General features: G+C 69.1%; 13 protein-coding genes. 3 read left to right on the top strand and 10 right to left on the bottom strand.

Annotated features, from left to right (window positions below):
- Positions 1-19: 19 nt before the first annotated feature.
- Both lpdA and MNO14_RS06945 read left to right on the top strand, forming a co-directional pair.
- Positions 20-1,462: a dihydrolipoyl dehydrogenase gene (lpdA, locus tag MNO14_RS06950; protein ID WP_241945965.1), complete on the top strand. Its 1,443-nt coding sequence runs from the start codon at positions 20-22 to the stop codon at positions 1,460-1,462.
- 109 nt (positions 1,463-1,571) lie between these two features.
- Positions 1,572-2,165, top strand: a complete 594-nt coding sequence (locus tag MNO14_RS06945; RefSeq protein ID WP_241946288.1) for a TIGR00730 family Rossman fold protein — start codon at positions 1,572-1,574, stop codon at positions 2,163-2,165.
- Between the two features lie 303 nt (positions 2,166-2,468).
- Here MNO14_RS06945 and MNO14_RS06940 read toward each other — a convergent pair whose 3' ends face one another.
- The 5 genes from MNO14_RS06940 to MNO14_RS06920 all read right to left on the bottom strand — a co-directional run bounded on the left by MNO14_RS06940 (position 2,469) and on the right by MNO14_RS06920 (position 11,734).
- Positions 2,469-5,750 carry a GH92 family glycosyl hydrolase gene (locus MNO14_RS06940; protein WP_241946287.1) on the bottom strand — a complete coding sequence of 1,094 codons (3,282 nt, stop codon included), beginning with the start codon at positions 5,748-5,750 and terminating at the stop codon, positions 2,469-2,471.
- Positions 5,751-5,923: 173 nt separating this feature from the next.
- Positions 5,924-6,814, bottom strand: coding sequence for an endonuclease/exonuclease/phosphatase family protein (locus MNO14_RS06935; RefSeq protein WP_241945964.1), 891 nt, complete (start codon positions 6,812-6,814; stop codon positions 5,924-5,926).
- A 54-nt stretch (positions 6,815-6,868) separates the two neighbouring features.
- Positions 6,869-9,487, bottom strand: coding sequence for a TonB-dependent receptor (locus tag MNO14_RS06930; RefSeq protein ID WP_241945963.1), 2,619 nt, complete (start codon positions 9,485-9,487; stop codon positions 6,869-6,871).
- A 723-nt stretch (positions 9,488-10,210) separates the two neighbouring features.
- Positions 10,211-11,116 (bottom strand): DnaJ C-terminal domain-containing protein, encoded by a 906-nt coding sequence (locus MNO14_RS06925; RefSeq protein WP_241945962.1) that lies wholly within the window; start codon positions 11,114-11,116, stop codon positions 10,211-10,213.
- A gap of 153 nt (positions 11,117-11,269) precedes the next feature.
- The gene (locus MNO14_RS06920) at positions 11,270-11,734 is read right to left on the bottom strand and encodes an Hsp20/alpha crystallin family protein (protein WP_241946286.1); all 465 of its coding nucleotides are present in this window, start codon (positions 11,732-11,734) and stop codon (positions 11,270-11,272) included.
- Positions 11,735-11,948: 214 nt separating this feature from the next.
- On the opposite strand from MNO14_RS06920, the gene MNO14_RS06915 reads away from it, so the two are divergent.
- Positions 11,949-12,428 (top strand): peroxiredoxin, encoded by a 480-nt coding sequence (locus tag MNO14_RS06915; protein ID WP_241945961.1) that lies wholly within the window; start codon positions 11,949-11,951, stop codon positions 12,426-12,428.
- A gap of 40 nt (positions 12,429-12,468) precedes the next feature.
- Here the strand turns inward: MNO14_RS06915 and pbpC are convergent, their stop codons facing one another.
- From pbpC to epmA, 5 genes are all read right to left on the bottom strand, one after another.
- Entirely contained in the window at positions 12,469-14,853 is a 2,385-nt protein-coding gene (gene pbpC / locus MNO14_RS06910) for a penicillin-binding protein 1C (protein ID WP_241945960.1), read from the bottom strand.
- A gap of 61 nt (positions 14,854-14,914) precedes the next feature.
- The gene (locus MNO14_RS06905) at positions 14,915-19,843 is read right to left on the bottom strand and encodes an alpha-2-macroglobulin (protein WP_241945959.1); all 4,929 of its coding nucleotides are present in this window, start codon (positions 19,841-19,843) and stop codon (positions 14,915-14,917) included.
- 232 nt (positions 19,844-20,075) lie between these two features.
- A complete protein-coding gene (gyrA, locus tag MNO14_RS06900) occupies positions 20,076-22,790 on the bottom strand; it encodes a DNA gyrase subunit A (protein WP_241945958.1) in 2,715 nt (904 codons plus the stop codon).
- A gap of 262 nt (positions 22,791-23,052) precedes the next feature.
- Positions 23,053-24,111: an S-methyl-5-thioribose-1-phosphate isomerase gene (gene mtnA / locus MNO14_RS06895; RefSeq protein ID WP_241945957.1), complete on the bottom strand. Its 1,059-nt coding sequence runs from the start codon at positions 24,109-24,111 to the stop codon at positions 23,053-23,055.
- Positions 24,112-24,807: 696 nt separating this feature from the next.
- Positions 24,808-25,779 (bottom strand): EF-P lysine aminoacylase EpmA, encoded by a 972-nt coding sequence (gene epmA / locus MNO14_RS06890; protein ID WP_241946285.1) that lies wholly within the window; start codon positions 25,777-25,779, stop codon positions 24,808-24,810.

The raw sequence follows: 25,779 nt of genomic DNA, 5'->3' as shown, positions 1-25,779 counted from the left end.
CATCACGTGAGCGAATGAAATGAGCGAACAGCAGAAATTCGATGTCGTCGTCATCGGCGCCGGCCCGGCCGGCTACCACGCCGCCATCCGCGCCGCGCAGCTGGGCATGAAGGTCGCGTGCATCGACGCCGCGCTCGGCAAGGACGGCAAGCCGGCCCTCGGCGGCACGTGCCTGCGCGTGGGCTGCATCCCGTCGAAGGCGCTGCTCGATTCCTCGCGCCAGTTCTGGAACATGGGCCACGTCTTCGGCGACCACGGCATCAGCTTCAAGGATGCCAAGATCGACGTCGGCGCGATGGTCGGCCGCAAGGACAAGATCGTCAAGCAGTTCACCGGCGGCATCGCGATGCTATTCAAGGCCAACAAGGTCACCCCGTTCTACGGCTTTGCGACGCTGCACCCTGAGCGCGTGGTGAAGGTCAAGCAGCACGACGGCGCGGAGATCGAACTGACCGGCACCAACGTCATCATCGCCGCGGGCTCGGATTCGATCGAGCTGCCGTTCGCGAAGTTCGACGGCGACACCATCGTCGACAACGTCGGCGCACTCGACTTCACCGAGGTGCCCAAGCGCCTGGCGGTGATCGGGGCCGGCGTCATCGGCCTGGAACTCGGCAGCGTGTGGAAGCGCCTGGGCAGCGAGGTCACGATCCTCGAAGCACTGCCCGACTTCCTCGCCGCCGCCGATGCCGAAGTCGGCAAGGCCGCGCTCAAGGAATTCAAGAAGCAGGGCCTGGACATCAAGCTCGGCGCAAAGGTCTCCAAGACCGAAGTGACCGGCAAGGGCAAGAAGAAGGAAGTCGTCGTCAGCTACGCCGACAAGGACGGCGAACAGTCGATCACCGTCGACAAGCTGCTGGTTGCCGTCGGTCGCAAGGCCGCCAGCCAGGGCCTGCTGGCCGAAGGCACCGGCGTGAAGCTGACCGACCGCGGCCAGATCGAGGTCGACGACCATTGCCATACCGGTGTCGACGGCGTCTGGGCGATCGGCGACTGCGTGCGCGGCCCGATGCTGGCGCACAAGGGCTTCGAGGAAGGCATCGCTGTCGCCGAACTGATCGCCGGCCTGCCCGGCCACGTCAACTTCGACACGATCCCGTGGGTCATCTACACCGAGCCCGAGCTGGCCTGGGTTGGCAAGACCGAGCAGCAGCTCAAGGCCGAGGGCATCCCGTACAAGGCCGGCAGCTTCCCGTTCGCCGCCAACGGCCGTGCGGTCGCGATGGTCGAGCCGGCCGGCTTCGTCAAGGTGCTCGCGCACGCCGAGACCGATCGCGTACTGGGCATGCACCTGGTCGGCGCCAATGTCTCCGAACTCGTGCACGAAGGCGTGCTGACGATGGAGTTCAAGGGCTCGGCCGACGACCTGGCGCGGATCTGCCATGCGCACCCGTCGCTGTCGGAGGTCGTCCACGACGCCGCGATGGCCGTCGACAAGCGGGCGATCCACAAGGCGAACTGAGCACCCTCGCCTCGACTTGAGAAGGCTCCGCTTTGGCGGAGCCTTCTGCTTTCCGGCCCGGCCCACCGCGCATGCGGACCGGGCGACCACCTGCCAAAGGACACTCTGCATGAAATCGATCTGCGTCTATTGCGGCTCCAATTCCGGCAGCAAACCCGTCTACGCCGAGCGCGCGATGGCGCTGGGCGACCGCATCGCCCGCGATGGGCTGCAGCTGGTGTACGGCGGCGGCAACGTCGGCCTGATGGGCACCGTCGCCAATGCGGTGCTCGAGGCCGGCGGCTCGGTCACCGGCGTCATTCCCAAACAGCTCGCCGACTGGGAAGTCGCGCACCGCGGCCTCACGCAACTGGAGATCGTCGACTCGATGCATGCGCGCAAGATGCGCATGTTCGAGCTGTCTGACGCCTTCGTCGCCCTGCCCGGCGGCTTTGGCACGATGGAGGAGATCTTCGAGATGTTGACCTGGCGCCAGCTGGGCATCGGCAACAAGCCCTGCGCCTTCCTCGATATCGACGGCTTTTACGCGCCGCTGATCGGCATGATCGACCGGATGGTCGAAGAGCGGTTCCTGCATCCAGACCAGCGCGCCGACCTGTGGTACGGCGATGACATCGACGCGATGCTGGCGTGGATGCGGGGGTATACGCCGGCGCGGGCGGAGAAGTGGATTGATGAGAAGCGGCGGAGTGTTTTGAAGTAGAAGTAAAGCGTCGCGTGATGCGGTGGCGTCATGGCGCGTGGCGACGCGTTCGACATATTGGCGCCCTGAGATTCGCCTGGCGCGGATCGATGAGAAGCGGCGGAGTGCGTTGAAGTAAGAGCGTCGCTTGATGCGGCGAGGTCATGACGCGTGGCGACGCGTTCGACATACTGGCGCCCTGAGATTCGCCTGGCGCGGATTGATGAGAAGCGGCGGAGTGCGTTGAAGTAGACGTAAAGCGTCGCCTGGCGCGGTGATGTCATGGCGCGTGGCGACGCGCCAAGCCGACAGGCGCCATAGATTTCACCTGGCGCGGCGCGGAGTGAGCAGTTCGATCTCGGCCAGTTGCAACCGGCCCGGTGACGCGAAGCGAATCCGATACCGGTCGAACGCGCCGGGCGTGGCGATTCGGAAGGGACGGGTCTGGCCCGGCCAGCGGAACACCTCCCCATCGCGCGTATCCAGCACCTGCCACGCCCCGTCGCCGCGGCGCGCTTCCAGCGTCCAGGCCGCATTCGGGATCGGACGATCGCCGCTGGTCAGGGTGTAGAAGGTCGGCGTGGCACGCGTGTCCAGCGCGATCTCGATCTCGACCGGGTCGCCGCGCAATGCCACCGCCGTACCCGCATCATCGTCGACCAGGCGTGCGCCGACGCCATCGCCCGACACCGTGACCCGCGCGCCGGGGCCGATGGTGTCGACCAGCGTCGTCGGCGCCTGCCCGGCCGGCGTCAGTGACGGCGGCGCATCCTCGGGCCGGCTGCCCCAGGCCGACGGAGTCGGCCCCATGACGAAGTCCAGCGTTGCCCCGGCCGCCAGCACGCTGTGCGGGATCGAAGTCGACGTCCACGGCCGGCCGTCGACCCGCAACGACTGCACGTAGACGTTCTCGGGCGAGTTGCCCGGCGCGTTGATCGTCAGCGTCCGGCCACCGGGCAGCGCGAGCGTCATCCGCTCGAACAGCGGCGAGCCGATCACCCAGTCCGGCGAGCCCATGCGCAAGGGATACAGGCCGGCCGCCGCCAACACGTACCAGGCCGACATCTCGCCGTTGTCCTCGTCCCCCGGATAGCCCTGGCCGATCTCGCTGCCCAGGTACAGCCGCGCCAGCACTTCGCGCACGATGCGCTGGGTCTTCCAGGGCTGTCCGGCATAGAGATACATCCACGGGATGTGATGCGCGGGCTGATTGCTGTGGGCGTACATGCCCATGCGCACGTCGCGCGCCTCGGTCATTTCGTGGATCAGGTAGCCGCGCGGCCCGGAGAACTCGACCTTCGCCTGCTCAGGCGTGGCGAAGAAGGCATCGAGCTTGGCCGCCAGCGCCTCGCGGCCGCCGTGAAGCGCCGCCAGTCCGTTGCCGTCATGCGGCACGGTGAACGCGAACGTCCAGCCATTGGACTCGGTGTAGTCGTTGCCCCACACGCGCGGGTCGTACTGCGCGGCCGGCACACGCCAGCGCCCGTCGGGCCCGCGGCCCTGGAAGAAGCCCACGCCGTGGTCGAACACGTGGGCATAGCCGGCCGCGCGGTAACGGAAGTATTCCGCTTCTTCCGCGTAGCGCCGCTGCAGGCGCGGGTCGGTTGCACGCCCGGACAGCCGCGCCGCCATGTCCGCGATGCCGAAGTCGTTGAGCACGCCCTCCATCGTCCACGACATGCCGCCGTCGGTCTCGGTGTCGACATAGCCGCGGAAGGTGCCACGCGCCAGTCCCTTGCGACCGACGTGGCGACTCGGCGGCAACACCGTGGCGTTCTTGAGTGCGGCCTCATAGGCGAGCCCGGCATCGAAGCCTTCGATTCCACGTGCCCAGGCATCAGCGAACGCGACATCCGAACTGGTGCCCACCATCAGATCGGCGTAGCCCGGCGACGACCAGCGCGCCACCCAACCGCCGGCCCGGTACTGCTCGAGAAAGCCGTCGATCAGACCGCCGGTGCGCTCGGGTGCCAGCAGCGCGTACGCCGGCCAGGTCGTGCGGAAGGTGTCCCAGAAGCCGTTGTTGACCTGCACTCGGCCGTCGCGCACCGGCGCGAAGCTGCGCTCGGCGTTGCCGTCGGCATTGTCGTCCGAGGCGCTGTTCTGGCTGGCGTAACGCCAGTCGGGCGCGGCCTCGGACCCGACGTTCTCAGCTCCGGAATTGGGATACAGGAACAGCCGATAGAGGTTGGCGTACAGCGTCACGCGCTGGTCCTCGGTCGCGCCGTTGACGTCGACGCGGCCCAGCAGCGCATCCCATTGCGCGCGGGCACGCATGGCGACGCGGTCGACGGTGTCGTCCGACGTCAGCTCCAGGGCGAGATTGTGCCGGGCCTGCTCGAGCGAGATCAGCGAGGTCGCGATGCGCATGCTGACGCGGCGAGTGCCCGGCGCGAACTTGATATAGCCGGTGGGACGGCCCGTCTCGATCGCGCCGCTGCGCTGCCACGGCCGGTCGAAGCTCGCGTGGACGAACATGCGCGTCGCGCCCGTCGACAGCCCGCTGCGCACGTCGGTGTACCCCGACAGGGTCTGAGTGTCGGGGTCGAGCGTCAGTCCGCCGCGGTCGTCGACATTGTCGAACAAGAGGTTGGCGGCGGCGCCCGCGGGAAACGCGAATTCGAACAGCGCCGCATGGTCGGTCGGCGCCAGCGCCACCGCGATACCGTTGTCGAAACGGACTTGGTAGGTATGCGGGCGCGCCAGTTCGTGCTCGCGCGCGAACGACAACGCGCGCGCCGCACGGTCCGCCCGCGGCACGCCCGGATCGGTGGACGGCATCACCTGGAAGGTCTGGCGATCGCCCATCCACGGGCTGGGCTGGTGACTGAGCGAGAACGCCTGCAGCCGCGGCCGGTTGTCGGCGTCGTTGTGCTCGTGCCAGCGGTAGAGCCATGCGAGCGTGCCGGCGTCGGTGACCGGCGTCCAGAAGTTGAACCCATGCGGCACCGCGGTCGCGGGCACATTGTTGCCGCGCGAGAACCGGCCATTGGACTGGGTCCCGCGCGTGGTCACGACCCAGTCGCTGGGCGAGTCGCGGCGCGCCACCGGCGCATCCCCCAGCGCGATGTCGTCCAGCCAGCCCTGCGCGATGCGCCCGTCGCCCGGCTGCAATTCGAGCTCCAATGCAACGACACGGCGGCCGCGCAGCGCGGGCACGTCGCCCAGGCGCACCGCTTTGCGTGCCCACTGCTGCGGGTAGAGCGATTGCGAGGCGCCCTGCGCATGCGCGCCGGCGGCTATCCCGTGCTGGTCGTGTGCGTCGCTGGCCGACACCCGGCTGCCATCGTCGAGAACCGCGTCCAGCGACACGTAGGTGGACGCGACGAGGTCGTCGCCGACGATCTCCGGCAGCACCAGCCACGACAACGTCGTGTCGGCGCCGACCCGCACGTCGACGTCGAACAGCCGGATCCGCCCGTCGCCGCCGCGATACTGCAGCGCGCGCAAGCCGGTGTAGCCGACCGAAGGCTTCGCGGCATAGGGATCAGCAGGTCCCGCACCGATTTCCAGGCGCACGTCCCGATCGTCCGCCGGCAACGGCTGGGGCTGGCCGCGTTCGAATGACGTGGCAAAGTCCGCCTGCGCCGCGGCTGCGCCGGGCATCGTCAGCAGGAGGGCCACCGCCAGGCGCAACGCCCGTGTCGCATGTGCATCTGTCATCGAACCGCTCGTCTCGTGTCGTGATGGACGCGTCTGCGGGTGGGGAGATGTCTGCCCTGCCCGGCCAACCCGTCGCGTGATCCGCAGGCGGCGTCGGCCGCGCTGCGCAGCCGGATTCAGTGTCGCGGCGGCCAGGCGAAATCGGCGACCACCGGGAAATGGTCAGACGGAAAGCGCCCGTCGGCCTGGTCGGTCACGGTCTCGACACGCTGCGCCTCCAGGCCCCGAAACAGGATCCAGTCGATGCGATCGGTCGGCTGGCCAGTGAACGCGTGCACGGTCGCCGCGGGGCCGCTGCGCGCTGTGCTGACTTCCCAAGCATCGCGCAGCGGGCCGACCAGACGGCGATGCGTCGGTGAGTTCGGGACGGCGTTGAAGTCGCCGGTCACCACGACCGGGACGTCTGCCGGCAACCGGGCTATGCGCGCCAGCAGCAGGTCGGCGCATCGCTCGCGCAACGGTTCGGCGTCGTCCATGTGCGGGAAGTGGGTGTTGAACAGGTAGAACTCGCGTCCGCTGGCGCGGTCGCGGAACCGGCCCCAGGTCGCCATGCGCGGCATCGCCTGACCGAAGTTGTCGCTGCCCGGCACATCGGGCGTGTCCGACAGCCAGAAATGGCCTTGCTCGCGCAGCTCCAGTCGTTTCGTGTCGTAGAACACGCCCATGTGTTCGTTGCCATTGCCGTCGGTGTCGTCGCCATTGCGACCGGTCCCGAACCAGGCATAGCCCGGCAGATGCGCATCGAGATACTCGGCCTGTCGGCGCAGCAGTTCCTGCGTGCCGACCAGATGCGGACGCCGGCGCACGATCGTCTCGACCAGCAGGTCGCGCCTTGCTTCCCAGACGTTGACGCCGTCGCCGGGCGCCGCATAGCGGACATTGAATCCCATCACGCGCAGATCGGGGGACGGCGCGTCGGCGGCGACGGCGGGCACGGACAGCGCGGCCATCGCCGACAGGAACCAGGTCAGCGGCCAGCGCAGTGCGCGGCGGATCGAAACGGTCATGGCATCTCCTCGTTCACGGGATGGCCGCGTCCCTCGGACGCGGCCCGGCGGACTTCATTCCAGCTCGTAGCGCAACGTCAACGCATAGGTCGCCCCGTAGTTGTTGAGGTTGCGCATCGTCTGGTAGTCATCGCCGACCGTCTGGTACTGGTCTTCGTTGAAGACGTTCGCAGCGCTCAGCCCCACCGTCCAGCGCGGGTCGATCCGGGTCACCCAGGCGATGTCGGTCACCGAGCGCGAGCGGAACCCGCGGTTGCCCCACTCGTTGGCGCCGATGGTGAAGATGTGCCGGCCGGTGTAGTTGCGCGACACCGTCAGACGGCTGTCGCGCCAGGGCACGTGCCAGGTCACGCCGAGATTGGCGAGCTTGTCGGGCTGGGTCGCCAACTGGTCGATCCGGCGCGAGCCTTCCGACCAGGTGTAGGTCATCTCGCCGTCCATGCGGGTGGCGTTGAACATCACGTCGAAGCGCTGGCCCCACAGCGGCATGTCGCGACTGACCAGCGACAGTTCCACGCCGCGCACGCTGGAATCGTCGAGGTTGCGCGGCGTGGTGATCGTCGTCAGCAAGCCGTCGGCGTCGATACGTTCTTCGCTGATGCCGACGATGTTGTTCTCGATCGCCTTGTGGAACAGCGCCAGCGAGACGTAGCCGCTGTTGCCGTTGAAGTACTTCTCCACCGAGATATCGAGATTGCGCGAGCGCAGCGGCTCGAGATCGGGATTGCCGCGCGAGAGCGTGCAGTCGCCGGTGTCGGCGTTGCAGTTGAGCACCTCGGCCTGGGCGATGTTGGACGGGATCGGACGGCCGATAGTCCTGCTGGCGCTCAGGCGCAGGTTGACGTCCTCGCGCAGGCGCGCGACCAGGTTGAACGACGGCAACAGGTTGTCGTAGCCGCCCGCGTTGGTCGTCGTGCCCGAGACCACTCCGCCGGTGATCGTCGGCGTGTAGGCCTTGAACGCGGTGTCGTCGTAACGCACGCCGACGATCGCCTGGATCAGGTCGGTGGTGTAGTGCAGCGACAGATAGGCGTCGCGGACCTTCTCCACGTAGCGGAAATCCGAGGCCTGGCTTTGGTAGGCGGTCGCGACATCGTTGAGCCCCAACCCCGCCCAGCCGCCTCCTTCGACGAAGCGCGGCGTGTCGAAGAACGGCAACGCGTACATCGCATGCGGATACCGCCAGCCCGGGTCGTAAAGAAGATCGCTGTCGTCGCCGCCCACCTGGTACACCCGTCGGGTGTGATCGGTGTTCACATCCAGGCGCTTGTGCTCCAGCCCCGCGGCGACCCCGAAACCACGCGCATCGGCGCCGATATTGCGGGTGAAGTCCAGACGCACATTGCCCAGGCCGGCGGTCGCATACGTGCGGTTGGCGCCTGCGCCGCTGAGCAGATACGGCGTGTCGCCGATGATGCTCGGATCATCCAGACCGACCACGTTGAAGATCTCGCCCGGGCCGGACGATGCGTAATGCAGGCGCTCACCCGGACCGGGCTCTGCGCGCAGACGGACGCTGTTGCTGGTGCCGTGGGACCGGTCGCGGGTGTAGCCGGCACGCAGGCCCAGCCATTGGTCGCCTTCCGACCATTCCAGGCCGGTGAGGATGCCGCGGTTGTTCCGGGACAGCACACGGTCCTCGAAGATCACCTCCATGGCCTGGATCTCCTTCGTGCCAGAGGTCGGCGTCTGCGCTTCCACCGCCTGCCGGGTGAGGAACTGGAATCCGTTCTCCGTCCGCCGCTCCTCGAGCCCGTAGCCGAACACCAGCACGGACGCACGCAGCGGGCTGTCGCGGGGCATCCATTCGAGCTTGGCCGAGCCGCCGTAACTGTTCATCCAGCGGTTGTCGGCGTAATAGGCGATCGCGTTGGGCGCCACCATGCCATTCCAGCCCTGGGCCGGCAGCGGGCCACTGATCGGCGCGCCGTCGGTGTCGAAGAAGTGTTGCGAGGTCTGGAAGAGCTTGTTTTGCGAGGTCTGGAACTGCTGCTGGCGCAGCGACACGGTGATTCCGAACTGATCGTCATTACCGAAGACGGTGGAATAGCGCCCCTTGAGCCCGCCACCCCAGCGCGACGTGGTGCGCGGCATCGAGTTGGCGCCGTCGTCGTTGCCGAGGTCGTGGTAGTTGGCGCTGCCCTCGACTTGCAGCGCATGCCGACCGTGGTCGAATGCACTGCCGCTGATCAGGTCGATGCTGGCGCCCACCCCATCGGCGGCCTGCTCGGCGGAGAACGTCTTGTAGATGTCGATGCGGTCGGCGATGTCGTTGGGGATCATCTGCAGATTGATCTTGCGCTCGCCGCCGCCTTCGTCGCCCACCGAGGCCATCGTGATGCCGTCGATCGTGGTGCTGTTGATGTTGGGCGAGATCCCGCGCACCGAGACGTAGCGCGGCTGGTCCTCGTCGCGCATCAGACTCACGCCCGGCGCGACCAGCAGCTTCTGCGCGATCGAGTCCTCCTGGCTGGTCACCTGGATGCTGTTCTCGTCGAGCGAATCGACCGTGACGCCGGCATTGCGCTTGCTGCGCACCGCGTTATCGGTGACGACCGCCGCGGTGACCTGCACGGCGTCGAGCGTGCGGGCGGTCGTCGGCGCCGCGTCGTCTGCCGCCACCTGAGCGACCGCCACCGACAGCGCCACCGCGAGCATCGAGCGGGGCAACACGCGGGCTCGCAGCGCGCATCCCGATCGTCCGATGGCCTCGCCCGCGCCGTTCACCCCATTGCGCCCGTTGCGGTGTGGCTGCGGCGCGCTCTGCGTTTCCCACCTGTGCTGCATGACGATTTCCTGCTGTTCGGTTCGACGAGAAAGGCTTGAATCGATCCAGCCACGAGATGGCGCTGCGGGCGCGATTCGTCGCCTTGCGACGAATCGCCCCACGTGGATACGCGCACGTATCGCAAGCGTCTGCGCGCCAGTAGATTGAATCGATTTAAGGCGCGCACATTAGCTTGGCGATATGACAGACACGCGTCAGTGTCCTGCATCACCTTTTTGCGCTCGGGCCCGCGCCGGTGCCGTGGACGACCAGCGGCCCGAGATCCCTGTCTTCATCGGCTTCTAGGGCCTGCCGCGCTCGGTCAGCGGGGCTGCGGCCCGGTGCACGCGCTTGAACGCGCCGACCCCGACGGCCCGTCGTAACGCAGATTCGTGCACGACGTCCACGTGGGCGCCCGCGCCTGCAGCCGGGTCGCACGGGCCATTGCGGATGCTTCGATTTCGGTGCCGATGGGACACCGATTGTGCGCTGCAGCGCGGACGACACGCGGCCCGGCCTCCACGCCAACGACGCCGCCAAGCGTCGGGCGGCGGCGGATCGGCACACGCACTGCGCGCCGGGCGAGGTGCTACCTCAGCCGGCCAGGACGGCCGGCCACTGTCGCCGGTTCAGGCCTCGCCGGCGAAGGCGTCGCGCAGCGCCTCGTAGGCGGCCGTCTGCGCCGCGGTGCGCGGCGGCGGCGCCTGGATCTCGAGCTCGACGAGCTGGTCGCCCGCAGGCGCGCCGCCCGCCCCCGGCAGGCCGCGGCCGCGCAGCCGCAGCTTGCGGCCGGCCTCCGACCCTGGCGGGATCTTCAGCTCGACCCGGCCGCCGAGCGTCGCCACGCTCAGTGTGGCGCCGAGTGCGGCGTCCCACGGGGCGATCGGCAGCGAATGGATGATGTTGCGGCCATCAACCTCGAAGTCTGGATGGGCCGCGTACTCGATCTCCAGCAGCAGATCGCCGCCTTGCTGGCCTTGCCTGGGCAGGCGCACGACCTGACCGGGGCGGATGCCCTTGGGGATGCGCACGTCAAAGGTCTTGCCCAGCACCGGCACGCGGACGCTGTCGCCGCGGTAGATGGTCTCCAACGGCACCGCCAGCCGCGCGCGCGTATCGCCGCGCGGCGCGGGCCCGCGGGCGCCAGGGCCGGCATGGCCGCCGACACCGCCGGCACGCCGGCCGAACAGTTCCTCGAAGAAGTCGCTGAAGCCACCACCGGCGCCGCCGCCGGCGAAGATCTCGTCGAAATCGACGCCGCCCGCGCCTGCACCGCCGAAGCCGCCGGGGGGCGGTCGAACCTCGTCCCCGGGACGATAGCCCCGCGCGCGCAGCTGATCGTAGGCCTTGCGCTTCTCCGGGTCGCGCAGCGCCTCATAGGCCTCGTTGATCGCCTTGAACGTCTCCTCGGCGCCGGCCTCCTTGCTGACGTCCGGGTGGTACTTGCGCGCCTTGCGGCGATAGGCGGTCTTGATCTCCGCATCGCCGGCATTGGGCTCGACGCCGAGAATCTCGTAGTAGTCCTTGAACTGCATGTGGGGAGGTCCGATGCGACGCGCCAGGCGCCGCGGCAATGGAAGTCGTCGAATCCAAAGGCTGGATGCGACAGCGGCCCGCAGAATACCTGCAGGCCGCCGTCTCCGTCTTCATCGCACCACGCCTGCGCGCGGTGCGGTCCCAGCGCCCGCTCAGGCCTGCGTCGTCACGGCCTGGGTTCCGGTGTCCTGGGCCGCGCCGACCTGGATCCGTCGCGGCGTCGTCTCGGGACGCTTGGGGATGCTGATCTCCAGCACGCCGTTGTGTCCGCTCGCGGTGATCGCATTGGCATCGGCGCTGTCGGGCAGCGAGAAGCGGCGGTGGAACTGTCCGGTCGCCCGCTCGATGCGCGAGAACCGCAGCTCGCTCCGACCGCCTTCGCCGTCCTCGGTCGGCTCGCTGCTGGCATGGGGCCGGCGCTCGCCCTTCAGGCTCAGAATGCCCTTGTCCATCCAGATCTCGACATTCTGCGGATCGATGCCCGGCAGGTCGGCCAGGATCACGAACCGCTCGCGCTCTTCGTGGATGTCCACGCGCGGGACCCATTGGCTGGTGACCACCGACGATTCGTCCTGGGCGTCGCCGCCCTGCACGAACTGGTCGAAGAACCGCCGCATTTCATCCTGGAACGTCGCACGCCCGGCAAGGGCCGGCTGGCGGGCGACAGCACGATAGGCTTCATGTCGCATGGAGTGGCTCCGTGTTGAAAAGCGGCCCCGTCGGCCGCGATGCCGGGAATTTGGGAACGGGCGCGTGGGTTTCAAGAGCGCTCGCATCGACGCCACGCGCGAGCGGATAGACTGCGTTCACCCAGTTGCTTGCGAGTCCCCCATGACCATCCAGATCGGCGACGCCATCCCCGAAGTCACCCTCAAGCACATCCACGACGGCGTGCGCGTCATCGACACCCCGACCGTGTTCTCCGGCAAGCGCGTGGTGCTGTTCGCGGTGCCGGGCGCATTCACGCCGACCTGCTCCGAACGCCACCTGCCCGGCTTCGTCGAGCACTTCGAAGCCTTCCGCAACCGTGGCATCGACGTGGTCTGCATCGCCGTCAACGACCCCTTCGTCATGCAGGCCTGGGGCGACAGCGTCGGCGTGCCGGACGGGCTGCAGATGCTGTCGGACGGCAATGCCGACTTCGTGCGCGCGCTCGGCCTGGAGATGGACGCGACCGCCTACGGCATGGGCACGCGCGCCAAGCGCTTCGCGCTGTACGCCGACGACGGCGTGGTGCGTCAGCTGTTCGTCGAGGCCCCGGGCGAGTTCAAGGTGTCCTCGGCCGAGCACGTGCTCGCGCAGCTGGACTGACGCCTCCGGCGCCAAGCGCCGCCAGGGTCGTCGACCGGCGCTACGGCGCCACGTGGAAGGCGACACTGCGCCAGGCGCCGTCGTCGGCCAGCGCGGTCAGCTCACGGCGGCCGGGCGTCTCGAATTCGGTGCGCAGCCAGCGCGCGCCCTGGGTTTCGCCGATCCAGCGCCCGTCGAGCAGCCACTGCACGCGCGACTCGGTGCCCAGCGCGCGCAACTGCAGCCGCACGCCGTGTGTGCTGCCCGGCGGCCGGACCAGGGTCACGCCCGGCTCCAAGCCCTCGATATGCAGGGCGGCAGCCGTCTCGCGGCCGTCAGGCCGGCAGTCCGGCGCCAGCGCGGGCAATTGCGCCGCGCGCCGCGTGGCCGCGGGCAACCACGGCGAGACCAGCGCCGGCCAGCGCGCGATCTCGCGCGATGCGCGCGGATGCGGGGCGTCGCAATCGGCCGATAGCCGCTGCCCGCTGCGCGGGTCGATCTCGAAGCGCACCCGGCCCGCGCTCCAACGCCCCGCGTCGCGCTCGGCGAAGGTCGGCGGCACATTGCCATCGAGGGTCCAGGCGGTCAGCCGGCGCTGGCACAGCGGCGCGGCCTGGGCATCGGCCGCGATGCCCAGCGGCCAGCAGATATCGACCTCCCGCACGTTGCGCGGCGGCGGTGCGCGCAGCGCGTCGCCCCGTGCGCGTGGCAGGCTGTCGACCGTCTCGAGCAGCAGCGGCAGCGCGGTAATTGCGCCGTACTGCCCCGGCAGCGGCGTGCCATCGGGACGGCCGACCCACACCCCGACCGTGTAGCGGTGGGTGCCGCCGATCGCCCAAGCATCGCGATAGCCGTAGCTGGTCCCGGTCTTCCACGACACCCGCGGCCGGTCGCCGGTGTCGAAGGTGTCGGCGCGCTCGCCTGGCCGATCGGCTGCTTCGAGAATCTCGCGCACGATCCAAGCCGCCCCCGGCGACAGCAGTCGACGATCGCGCAACGCCCCGCCTGGGGTGTAGCGCACGCGCCCGGCAATCCCGTCGCGATGCAACGCGGCATGGGTGCCGACCAGTTGCTCGAGTGTCGCGCCGGTGCCGCCCAGGATCAACGACAGGTTTGGCACCGCGCCACGCGGGAACCGCAGCGTGACCCCGGCATTGTCGAGCCGCGCGGCGAAGCGCGCCGGACCGACCCGGTCGAGCAGATCCACCGCCGGCACGTTCAACGACAGGCGCAGCGCGTCGGCGGCCGCGACCGGCCCATTGAACGCCGCATCGAAGTTGCCCGGGCGATAGCCGCCGAAAGACTGCGGAGCATCGACCAGCAGGCTGGCCGAATGGATCAGCCCATCGTCGAGCGCCATGCCATAGAGGAACGGTTTGAGCGTCGAGCCGGGCGAGCGCCAGGCACGCACCATGTCGACATGGCCCAGCCGCGCCCGGTCGCCGAACGCCACCGAACCGACATAGGCCAACGCCTCCAGGTTGCGATTGTCGACCACCAGCAGCGCCGCCGAGGTGCGCTCGGGCAACTGCGAGAAGTAGCTGGCGACCCGCTGCTCGAGCATGCGCTGCAGGCCGATGTCGATCGTCGAGACGATCCGCGCCTGCCTCTGGTTGGCCGCACGCAGGCGCTGCGCGAGTAACGCGGCATGCAGCGGCGGCCGCAGACTGCGCGCCACGACCGGCTCGATCTTCGCATCGTCGACCTCCGCGCGCGTCCATACGTCCAGCGCGACCATGCGCTCGAGCACTTTGTCGCGCGCCGCGCGCGACGCCTCGGGCGCACGGTCGGGGCGCAGCCGGCTCGGCGCCTGCGGCAACACCGCCAGCAATGCCGCCTCGGCCCGCGACAGCCGGGCCGCCGGCTTGCCCAGGTATGCCCAACTCGCCGCCTCGACCCCCTCGATCGTGCCGCCGAACGGCGCGCGCGTAAGGTACAGGGTCAGGATCTCGTCCTTGGACAGATGCGCCTCGAGCTGCAGCGCCCGCAGCAGCTGCACCAGCTTGCCGCCCAGCGTGCGCCCACGCGCAGGCTGCGGGTCGAGAATGCGCGCGACCTGCATCGTCAGCGTCGAGCCGCCCGACACGATCCGCCCGCCCCGCGCCCACTGCCAGGCGGCACGCGCCATCGCCGGCGGATTGATGCCCGGATGGCGCCGGAACCAGCGATCCTCGTAGCCGAGCAGCGCCTGCAGGTAGTACGGCGACACGCTCTCCGGCGTAGCCGGGTGGCGCCAGACGCCATCGGCATCGGCGAACGCGCGCAGCGGCGTGCCGTCGCGCGCGACCACCAGCACGCTGGTGTCGTCGCGCGTGGGCAACTGCGGCGGGAACGCAAGATCGAGCGCGAGCAGCGACAGCAGCAGTGCGACTGTCCCCCAGCGCAGGGCGGGCAGCGCGCGGCGCCAGAACTGGCGCGCTGCCGTCCCACGCGCAGGCTGATTCACGCCAGCCATCGCGCCGGCCATCGCGCAGCGCGCCCCGTAGACCGTTGCTTCGCCTGCGCGCTCAGGGCTCGACCACCGTAATCGTCGCGGGCGTCGCAGCGCCGACGCCGCGCAGCTGCGGCCGGTATATGTCCTCGACCAGCGGCGGCGGCACGGTGTAGGTGCCGGGGCTGACCGCGCGGACCAGGTAGAACACCCGCGCGGTGCGGCCGCTGTCGAGCTTGAGCGCGGCGACGAAGCGGTCGTCGCGGTACTCCTCGTGCTGCACCGTCGCCTGGCTGCCGCGTTCGGTGATCCGGATGCCGTCGACCACGACATCGGCCCACTGCTTGCCGTCGCCGAGATTGAAGTTCTCCACCTCCAGGCCCGCCGGCAACAGGTCGGTCAGCAGCGCGTCCGGCATGTCGCGGTCGGCCACCACCGACACTGCGACGATCAGTGCGTCGCCCTCGGCCAGCGGCCCGGGTGTCCACGGCTGGCCGTCGGTGCCGTAGAGCCGGCGCTCGACCTTGAGCGCACTGGCATCAGCGGCCGGCGCCTGCAGCGGCACGCCGGCGACATCGATGCTGGCGTACATCGGCGGTTCGCCCTTGGGCACGAAGCGCACCCCGCGGCGCAGCCCGGCCTCGTCGAAGGCACGCCCGACGATCGCCGCCGGGGCGATCGCCTCCTCGACCTCGCCTTCTTGCAGCGTGCCCGACACCCGGCGGCTCTGATCGGCCGTCAGGGCCCGGCCCAGCCGCGCGATCGCGATCTGCTCCTGGGTGCTCAGGTACATCCAGCTGCGCTGTCGACGGGCATCGATCTCGCGGCCGATGTCGACCGCACGGGCGTCGTAGGTGGGCTTGGCCATGTCGCGCTCGTGGGTCAGCGCGATCATCAGCGAGGCGTCGCGCAACGGCGAACCGTAGTCCCACAGATAGCCCGGACGATCGCCCTTGAACGCGAACCCGGCCTCGATCGCCCGCTCGCCGCGGGCCTTGTCGCCCTGCAGCGACAGCGCCAGGCCCAGATGCACCAGTGGCAGGCCGGTGCGTGTCTTCGCGCGCTCGTTGTCGTAGAGCCCGCGCAGCGTGCCCAGCGGCGCACGATTGACCCGCGCGAGCACATAACCGGCGTAGGCCTGGTAGGCGAAGCGCAGATGGTCGCGCTCGTTCTGGCCGTAGAAGCCGTCGCCGCCCGACAGCAGATCCTCGGACAAGCGTTCGAGCGCCTTCTGCAGCACGCCTTCCGGTAGCGCGAAACCGGCGTCGCGGGCATCGAGCAGGAACTCGACGATGTACGGCGTGAGCATCGGATTGACGTCGCCGTCGTTGCCCCACATCGAGAAGTGCCCGGTGCCGACCTGCATCGCCGCCAACCGGCCGAAGGCGGCCTCGACCACCCGGCGCCGCTTGCCCGCGTCGATGTCGCGGATGCCGAGCATCGAGACGGTGGCATCGTCGAGTTGCAGCGCCGCGTAACCGCGACTGGTGGTCTGCTCGGCGCAGCCGTAGGGATAGTGCAACGCACCGTCGATCGCCGCCGCGAACGGAATCGGCGGCAGGGCGCTGACCGAGACCCGCGCCGTGACCGAACTGGGCATCAGTCCGGACATCGTGGCGGCGTCGAGGGTCAGTGGCGTGGCGCCATCGAGCACCCGCGAGCTCGAGCGCAACACCGCCGGCCATGCCGGCCGCACCGGCAGGTCGTAGCTGCGATCGACCCGGTGGCCGTTGCCGTCGACGCGCACGCGGACCTTGGCGACGGTGTAGCCGGACTGGGTCGCCAGCGGAAAGCGCAGCGTCGTCTTACCGCCCGCGGCCAGCGACACGCGACGACTGCCCTCACCGATCGCCAGCGGCCCGACGCCGTCGACGCGCACATCGAATTCGCCCGCCCGCCCGCTGAAGTTGGTCAGGTCCAGGGTCACCGTGCTGCGGTCCCCGGGCGCGAGCACGCGCGGCATGCTGGCCTCGGCGACGACCGGCGCCCGCACCAGGGTCTCGACGTCGCGACTGCCGTAGCGGTCGGCCGAGAACACCAGCGCCGAGACCCGCAGCGTGCCGTTGAAGTCGGGCAGTTGCAGCGGCACACGCGCATTGCCGCGGGCGTCGAGCTTCACCGGACCTGCGAACAGGTCGACGGTCTGCACGCGCGCGGTCGGGCGACGTGCCTGCGGCAGCGAGGCCAGTGGCGCGTCGCCGCCGAAGCGCAGCTTCGCCGTGCCGCCCTCATAGCTTTCGATGATCCGCCCGTAGAGGTCGTAGGCATCGACGCCGAAGCGGCGCTGCGCGAAGAAATGCCGCCAGGCATCGGGCACCGGGAAGCGGGTGATGTTGAGGATGCCGACATCGACCGCCGAGACCGTGACCCAGGCCGACTGGCCGGCCAGTTCCGGGGCGCTCACGGTCACCTGCATCGGGCCTTCGGGGCGCACCTGCGCCGGCGCCCGCAGCCCGACCGCGACCCGGCGTTCGCGCCGCTGCATCGGCACATGCGCGATGCCGACCGCACGGGCCGGCGTGACCGCGCTCGCGGCACTGCCGCCGCGGAACACCAGCGCGGTCACGTAGACGTCGTGACGCTCCCAGTCCTCGGTGACCGGGATCTCGAAGGTGCTGCCGGGCTTGGCATCGATCTCGTGCAGATAGAGCATGTGGTCGCTTTCGACCATCAACAGGCCCTTGCCCGGATGCGGCGGCGTGACTGTGACGCGCATCGTGTCGCCGGCGCGGTAGCCGGTTTTGTCCAGCGCGACCTTGACCTTGTCGGGCCGCGCGTCGAGCCCGCGGTTGTCGTCGTCCCAGCCCCAACCGGCCCGGAAGGGATAGCGCGAGACCAGCTTGGTCTGCGGGTCCTCGACATCGATGCGGTACTCGCCCCACTCCACCGGCACGTCGAAGCGCACGGCCGCGGTGCCGGCATCGACGCTGCGCGTGTCCACGGTCTCGAAGCGCTGTGTGTACTCGTAGCGCCAGCCATCGTCGTCGTTGCGCCAGTGGTAGTCGCGGTGCTCGCGCACCAGCGACACCTTCAGGCCCGACAGCGGCCGCGGCTTGCCGTCCTGCCCCACGCGCACCAACTCGAAGCGTGCCGTGCCATTGGCATCGGCGCCGTCGTCGGGATCGAACAGCGGGCGCACCCCGACCAGCGCTTCGGCCGGCCACAGCACCCGCTTGAGTGTGCGATTGACGCTGCGCCCGCCGGTTTCGAACAGGCTGCCGGAAACGATCGCGGCGATCGGCGTGACCGGTCGGGCCTCGTCGGGCAGCGCGATCTCGGCCTGCAGGCGGCCCTGCGCATCGAGCGCCGCGTCGACGACGTCCTTGGCCTCGCGTGGCAGGTCCACGGTCGGGTCGCCGAAGACAAAGCCCGGCAGGCCCTCGACCGGCGTGCGCTCGACGGCCACCGCCAGCCGCGCGGTAAAGCGATTGCCCGCCGCCGGCGCACCGTAGAGATAGGCGCCGGTCGCCTGCAGTCGCAATGGCTGGCCCGGACGCAGCGTCGCCTGCGCGGCGTCGAGGTCGAGCTTCATTCGCTCGGGCAGGAACTCCTCGATCCGCAAGGTCATGCCCTGCACCGCCTCGCGGCTCGCCGGATCGGTGCGGAACTCCACGCGCCAGCTGCCGGTCGGCGCATCCACCGGAATCTCCTGCTCGAACCGGACGTAGCCGCCCTCGCCCGGCTCGATGCGGCGTTCGAGGAAAGTCTTGCCGTCGGGCTGGCGCAAGCGGGCGAATAACGTCTGCGCACGGCCGTCCTTCGCCTGCACCGGGCGTCCGTCCTGGTCGCGCAGCAGCGCCGAGACCCGGACTGTCTCCCCGGGTCGGTAGAGATCACGCCCCGACCAGGCGAACACATCGAACCAGGCCTGCTCGCGGCCGCCGACCGCGAACTCCGACAAGTCCAGCGCCGGTTGGTTGAACGGCAGCATCGACACATCGCCGCCCCGCGTGGCGACCAGCACATGCGCCGCGTCGAGCCGGTAGTCGAGCATCGCATTGCCGCGCGCGTCGGTCTTGGCGCGGAAGACCGTCTCGCCCTTGCCGTCGAGGACCTTGAGCTCGGCGTTGCCGATCGGCGCGCCGTCCTGCAGCGACGCGGTATGCACGAACATCCGCTCGCGATAGGCGCGCGCGTGCAGGCCGATGTCGCTGACGGTGAAGAACGCGGTCTCGAACTGGTCAGCGAACGCGCCCGCGCGCTTCATCACCGCAAAGTACAGCCCAGGCTGCTGCAGTTCCTCGATGCCCTGTAGCGGCAGGTAGGTCAGCACGCGCTCGTTGCGCGCGCCGTCGATCGCAAACCGGTTGACGTAGACCGGCTGGGCCAGCTTCGACAGCGGTGTGCGGCCGCTGTAGCCGTAGCGGTCGTCGAGGTCCCAGCTGCCGCGCCGGCCGCCGCGCTGGTACTGGGTGAAGAACGCGGGCAACGAGGCGTCGTCGACGCGGAGGAATTCGACATCGACCTCCTCGACATTGATCGAGACGATCGGCAGACCGCGCGATTCCTTCGCCGGCAGCACGCTGCCCTGCGACGCGAAGCCGACGACCGGATCGAGCTCGCCGGTGAACACCTTGCGCTCGAGATCCTGGCTCAACGTGCTGCCGTCGGCCGCGGTCAGCTGGCCGGAGATGCGCACCGTGTAGTCGCGGTTGGCCTCGACGTGCGGGAAACGCAACACCTTGCCGTCGTCATCGAGCGTCCAGCTGCCGTCGCGGCCGGCATTGTCGGCAAGGGTCACCAGCGCATCGAAATCCTGCGTGCCGACCAGCGGCTGCGAGAACTCGAGCACCAGCGACAGCGCGCCATCGTGCTGGTAGGGAAAGGCCCGCACCAGGCCGAACCCCTCGACCTGCACGCGCTCGGTGCGGATCGCCTCGCCCCCCGCGGCGGGCACCTGGCCCCCGGGATCGCGCCGGCAGCCGACAAGGAACGCGAGCGCCAACACGAGCGCCAGCACCGCGACACCCCGGGCGCCGACGCGCCCCCACACTCCGATCCACATTCCGATTCCCCGCCTGGCGACGGGCGCAGTATAGGAATGCCAGCCCCCCTAAAGCGCACTTTCCAAAACCGGGGTCAGAGTGCATTTCCCCAACGCGAAGGGGCGAACGCGAAAGGGCCGAGCACACGCAACGGGCCCGAGGGCAAGGAGCCCAAAAAGCGAAGGGGTCAGAGTGTCCTTTCCTTGGAAAGGCACTCTGACCCCGGTTTGGACGCCGGCTTTTTAAGCGGCGTCAGGCGTCGGGGCTCGGGACGTCCACGGCGCTGGCCGGGGCGTCGCCGGCCGGCGACGGTGCGATGGGATCGACGATCTCGTCCTCGATCGCGCCGTCGACGCGCTCGATGCCCTGCAGGCGCTCGTCCTTGGACAGGCGCATCAGGGTCACGCCCTGGGTGTTGCGGCCGACCCGGGCGATTTCCGAGGCGCGCGTGCGCACCAGGGTGCCGCCGTTGGAGATCAGCAGCACCTCATCGGCATTGCGCAGCAGCACCGCGCCGACCAGGCGACCATTGCGCTCGGTGGTCTGGATGCCGATCACGCCGCGCGTGCCGCGGCCCTTGCACGGATACTCCGACAGCGGCGTGCGCTTGCCGTAGCCGTTCTCGGTCGCGGTGAGGATGTAGCCGATGTCCTCGCCGGCGCCGGTTTCGACCACCACGGACTCACCGCTCGCCTCGGGCGCCGCGTCCTCGACCGTCTCCTCGAAGGTCTCGTCCTCGATCCCGCCCGCGCTCTCGGCGACGATCAGGCTCACGACGTGCTCGCCGGCGTCGAGCCGGATACCGCGCACGCCGCCTGCGGTGCGGCCCATCGAACGCACACGGTTCTCGCTGAAGCGCACCGTTTTGCCATTGGAGGCGAACAGCAGCACATCGCGGTCGCCGTCGGTCAGCGCGACGCCGATCAGCGCATCGCCGTCGTCGAGACGGATCGCGATCTTGCCGCGCGCCAGCCGGTAGGCGAACTCGGTCAGCGGGGTCTTCTTGACCGTGCCGCTGCGGGTGGCGAAGAACACGTACTGGCCCTCGACGTACTCGCGCACCGGCACCACGGCCTGCACCTTCTCGTCGGCCTCGAGCGGGATCCAGTTGATGATCGGCCGGCCGCGCGCATTCGGGCCGGCGTCGGGCAACTGGTGCACCGGCAGCCAAAACACGCGACCGGCACTGGTGAATGTCAGCAGCGTGTCGTGGGTGTTGACCAGCCACAGCTGTTCGATGAAATCCTCGTCCTTAGTCGACGCCGCGTTGCGGCCGCGGCCACCGCGCTTCTGCGCGCGATAGGCGCTGACCGGCTGGCGCTTGGCGTAGCCGGCATGCGACAGCGTGACCACCACGTCCTCGGGTGCGATCAGGTCGAGGATGTCCAGATCCTCTTCGCTGGCGCGGATCTCGCTGCGGCGCTCGTCGCCGAATTCCGCCTTCACGTTGCGCAGCTCGGTGCGGATCACCTCCAGCAGCACGTCGGGATCTTCGAGGATCTCGATCAGGCCGCGGATGGTCTCCAGCAGTTGCTTGTACTCGTCGGTCAGGCGGTCCTGCTCCAGCCCGGTCAGGCGGTGCAGGCGCATCTCCAGGATCTGCTGCGCCTGGGCCTCGGTCAGCTGGTAGCTGCCGTCGATCAGGCCCACGCCATCGGGCAGGTCCTCGGGGCGCGAGGCTTCGGCGCCGCTGGCGGCGAGCAGCGCGCCGACCAGCCCGGCGTCCCAGCGCCTGCCGAGCATCCGCTCGCGGGCGACATTGGGATTCTCCGAGGTCTTGATCAGCTCGATCATCTCGTCGATGTTGGCCAGCGCGACCGTCAGGCCTTCGAGGATGTGCGCGCGGTTGCGGGCGCGACGCAGCTCGAAGATCGTCCGGCGGGTGACCACCTCGCGGCGGTGGCGGACGAACGCCTCGAGGATCTGACGCAGGTTCAGCAACTGCGGACGGCCGTCGACCAGCGCCACCATGTTGATGCCGAACACCGACTCCATCTGCGTCTGCGAGTAGAGGTTGTTGAGCACGACCTCGGCCGACTCGCCGCGCTTGACCTCGATGTAGATGCGCATGCCGTCCTTGTCGGACTCGTCGCGCAGTTCGCTGATGCCCTCGAGCTTCTTTTCCTTGACCAGCTCGGCGATCTTCTCGATCAGCCGCGCCTTGTTCACCTGGTAGGGAATCTCGGTGACGATGATCGACTCGCGGCCGTTGTCGGCCACTTCGACCTCGGCCTTGGCGCGCATGCGCACGCGACCGCGACCGGTGCGGTAGGCCAGGTGGATACCGCCCACGCCGTTGATGATGCCCGCGGTCGGGAAATCCGGACCGGGGATGTATTCCATCAACCCGTCGATGTCGATCTCGGGGTTGTCGATCAACGCGATCAGCGCGTCGACGACCTCACCCAGGTTGTGCGGCGGGATGTTGGTCGCCATGCCGACTGCAATACCGGCCGAGCCGTTGACCAGCAGGTTCGGAAAGCGCGTCGGCATCACCGACGGCTCGAGCTCCTTTTCGTCGTAGTTGGGCTGGAAATCGACCGTTTCCTTGTCGATGTCGGCCATCAGCTCATGCGTCAGGCGCGACATGCGCGCCTCGGTGTAACGCATCGCCGCCGCCGAGTCGCCGTCGACCGAACCGAAGTTGCCCTGCCCGTCGACCAGCAGGTAGCGCAGCGAGAACGGCTGGGCCATGCGCACCAGCGTGTCGTAGACCGACTGGTCGCCGTGCGGGTGGTACTTACCGATGACGTCGCCGACGATACGCGCCGACTTGTAATACGGCTTGTTGCTGTGCGCGCCGAGCTCGTTCATGGCGAACAGCACGCGGCGGTGAACCGGCTTGAGGCCGTCGCGGACGTCGGGGAGCGCGCGGCCCACGATCACACTCATCGCGTAATCGAGGTAACTGCGGCGCATCTCGTCTTCGAGATTGACCGGAATGATTTCTTTCGCGGAATCGACCATCTAGAGGGCTTGCATCCTGTCTGCGCGGCCCGGTTTTTTCGGCATCGGCGCAAGGCGACGACACTGCGCGTACCGGCCGCCGGCGACGCGATCAAAACGACAGTAAATCATAGCACAAACGCCATGCCCGCCCCAGGGTTTCCGACGCAAAAACAAGCACTTGGCGCGATACGGTGCGGTATTTCCGGGCCTTGCCCCGCTTTCCGGCCAGCCGGCCGCACAATCGGGCGCCATCGCCTCCGATCGCGCAGGCGGGCCGACCTCAGCCGAACAGGGCGCGCATCGCCTCGGTCGTGGGGCGTTCGACCACCCCGCGCTCGGTCACGATCGCGTCGATCAGCGCGCCCGGGGTCACGTCGAACACCGGGTTCCAGGCCTGGATGCCGTCGGCGACCGTGCGGCTGCCACCCACGCCGAACAGTTCACCCGGGTCGCGCTGCTCGATCTCGATCATCTCCCCCGACGGCGTGTCCATGTCGACGGTCGAGGACGGCGCGACAACCATGAACTTCACACCGTGGTGGCGGGCGGCGATCGCCAATTGGTAGGTGCCGATCTTGTTGGCGGTGTCGCCGTTGGCGCAGATGCGGTCGGCACCGACGACCACCCACTGCACGAAGCCGCCCTTCATCAGGTGCGAGGCGGCCGAGTCGGCGATCAGCGTCGCGTCGATGCCGTCCTGTTGCAGCTCCCACACCGTCAGCCGTGCGCCCTGCAGCCAAGGCCGCGTTTCCCCGGCGAAGACCTTGGCAATGCGGCCCTGCGCCATGCCGGCGCGAATGACGCCCAGCGCGGTGCCGAAGCCGGCGGTCGCCAGCGAGCCGGTGTTGCAGTGGGTCAGCACGCCGCTGCCCGGTGCGATCAGCGCCGCGCCGAGCGCGCCCATGTGCCGGTTCGCGGCGAGGTCCTCGTCGGCGATCGCCTGCGCCTCGCGCGCCAGCACCTCGCGCCAGTCGCGGCCCGCGGCCGTCAGCACCCGACGCATGCGCGCCAAGGCCCAGGCCAGGTTCACCGCGGTCGGACGCGCGGCGTTCAACCGCTGCAGTGCCGGCTCGAGCTTGGCCAGCGCGGCCGCGCCGTCGTCGGCCTCGATCTCGCGCGCGCCCAGCACCGCGCCCCAGGCGGCCGCGATACCGATCGCCGGCGCGCCGCGCACGGTCAGCGCGTGGATCGCCTGGGCGACCTCGTCGCTGGTCGTGCAGGTCGCGTGCTCGACCACGAACGGCAGTTTGCGCTGGTCGAGCAGTTCGAGAGTGTCGCCAGTCCACAGGATCGGGCGGATGTGGTCGTAACGGTCGAAATCGAGGGGGGATGCATTCATGGCGTCATTGTAGTTCGAGGGCGTTGGATTGCCGTTGGGCAGGCTCGGGGAGCCGTTCGCGCTTGGCCCTGCCCGCCTCGCCAAACGTCAGCGCTCTGGTTCGGCTCTGGTTCGGCTCTGGCTTTGGCTTTGGCTTCGCGCTTTTGATGTATCGAGCCGTAAAGCGAGCCGAGCATCGCAGGACGACGGGGTCGAAGAGCAGCCCTTGTCTGAGCGCAGCGAGTTTGGGCTGCGTGCCCCGTCGTCCGAGAAGCGCAGGGGACCGCCGCGGCGGTATCGCGGCGGATCGCGTCCGGCGAAAGGACCTTTTGGTTTCTTTTGGGTCCCTCCAAAAGAAACTCGCCCGCACAGCGGGCGAAAGCCGTGCACCGGCCTTGGCATTGGCTGTTTGCTTGGGCTGTTCTGAGAACGCGGAAAACAGGATCAAGTCCACAGCTTCCGCGCGCGACGCGCGCGGCTTACTTTTGTCTTGGTAAAAGTAAGCAAAACCGCCGTCGCCGGACGCGATCCGCCGCACGAAGCCGCGGCGGTCCCCTTCGCGCCTCGCCTGGCGCGGCACGCAGCCCAAACTCGCTACGCTCAGACAAGGGCTGCTCTCCGGCCGCGCCAGGCTCCGGTGCTCGGCTCGCTTTACGGCTCGATGGAAAAGCCACAGCAAAGGCAACAGCAGAGCAACAGCAACGGCAAAGCGAAGGGCTACGCCCTTGCGAAATCGAACGCGATCACGTCCGCGATCCGTGGCGTCTCCAGCATCGCCATCATCAACCGGTCCACGCCCAGCGCGACCCCGGCGCAGTCGGGGAAGCCGGCGTCGAGTGCATCGAGCAACGCCTCGTCGATCGCCGGCAGTGCCGCGTCGCGCGCGGCGCGTACCGTGTGGTCGCGCTCGAAGCGTGCCCGCTGCTCGGCGCCATCGGCCAGTTCGTGATAGCCATTGGCCAACTCCAGCGCGCCCAGGTACAGCTCGAAGCGCTCGGCGACCGGCACGCCGTCGCGCGCGGCGATCCGCGCCAGCATGCACTGCGAGGCCGGGTAGTCGTGCACGACCAGGATGCGGTCGGCGGGGTTGGCGGGCTGCAGGCGATGGGTCATCAGCAGATCCAGCCAGTCGTCGCGACTCAGGCCCTCCGGATCGATCCGCACATCGCCCAGCGCGGCCCGCAGCGCCGCCTCCGGCGCCGTCATCGGGTCGAGACCCAACTGCTCGCGATAGAGCGTGCGGTAGTCGGTCTCCACGACGTCGGCGCGGCGTCCGACCAAGGCCAGCGCGGCCTGCACCAGGGCGACGGTCTCGGCGGCGAGGCGGCGATGGTCCCAGCCGACGCGGTACCACTCGAGCATCGTGAACTCGGGGTTGTGGCGCCCCCCCGCCTCGCCGTCGCGGAACACCCGGCCCAGTTCGTAACAGTCGCCGAACCCCGCCGCGAGCAGCCGCTTGAGCGGGAACTCGGGCGATGTGCGCATCCAGCGCAGCGGCGGCCCGGCATCGACGTGGCCGCCGAAGCGCGTGGCGAAGCTGGCGACGTTGGGATCGGTATTGCCGGCGCGCGACAGCACCGGCGTCTCGACCTCGACCACATCGCGCTCGGCGAAGAAGCCGCGCAACACGGCATTGAGGCGCGCGCGCAGACGCAGCGCCTCGAAGGACGCGCTCGGCCCGCTCGGCAC

This window comes from Luteimonas sp. S4-F44, assembly GCF_022637415.1.
GTDB lineage: Bacteria > Pseudomonadota > Gammaproteobacteria > Xanthomonadales > Xanthomonadaceae > Luteimonas.
Note: the sequence above shows the minus strand (reverse complement) of the source record. Positions and strands in the feature narration are given on the sequence as shown.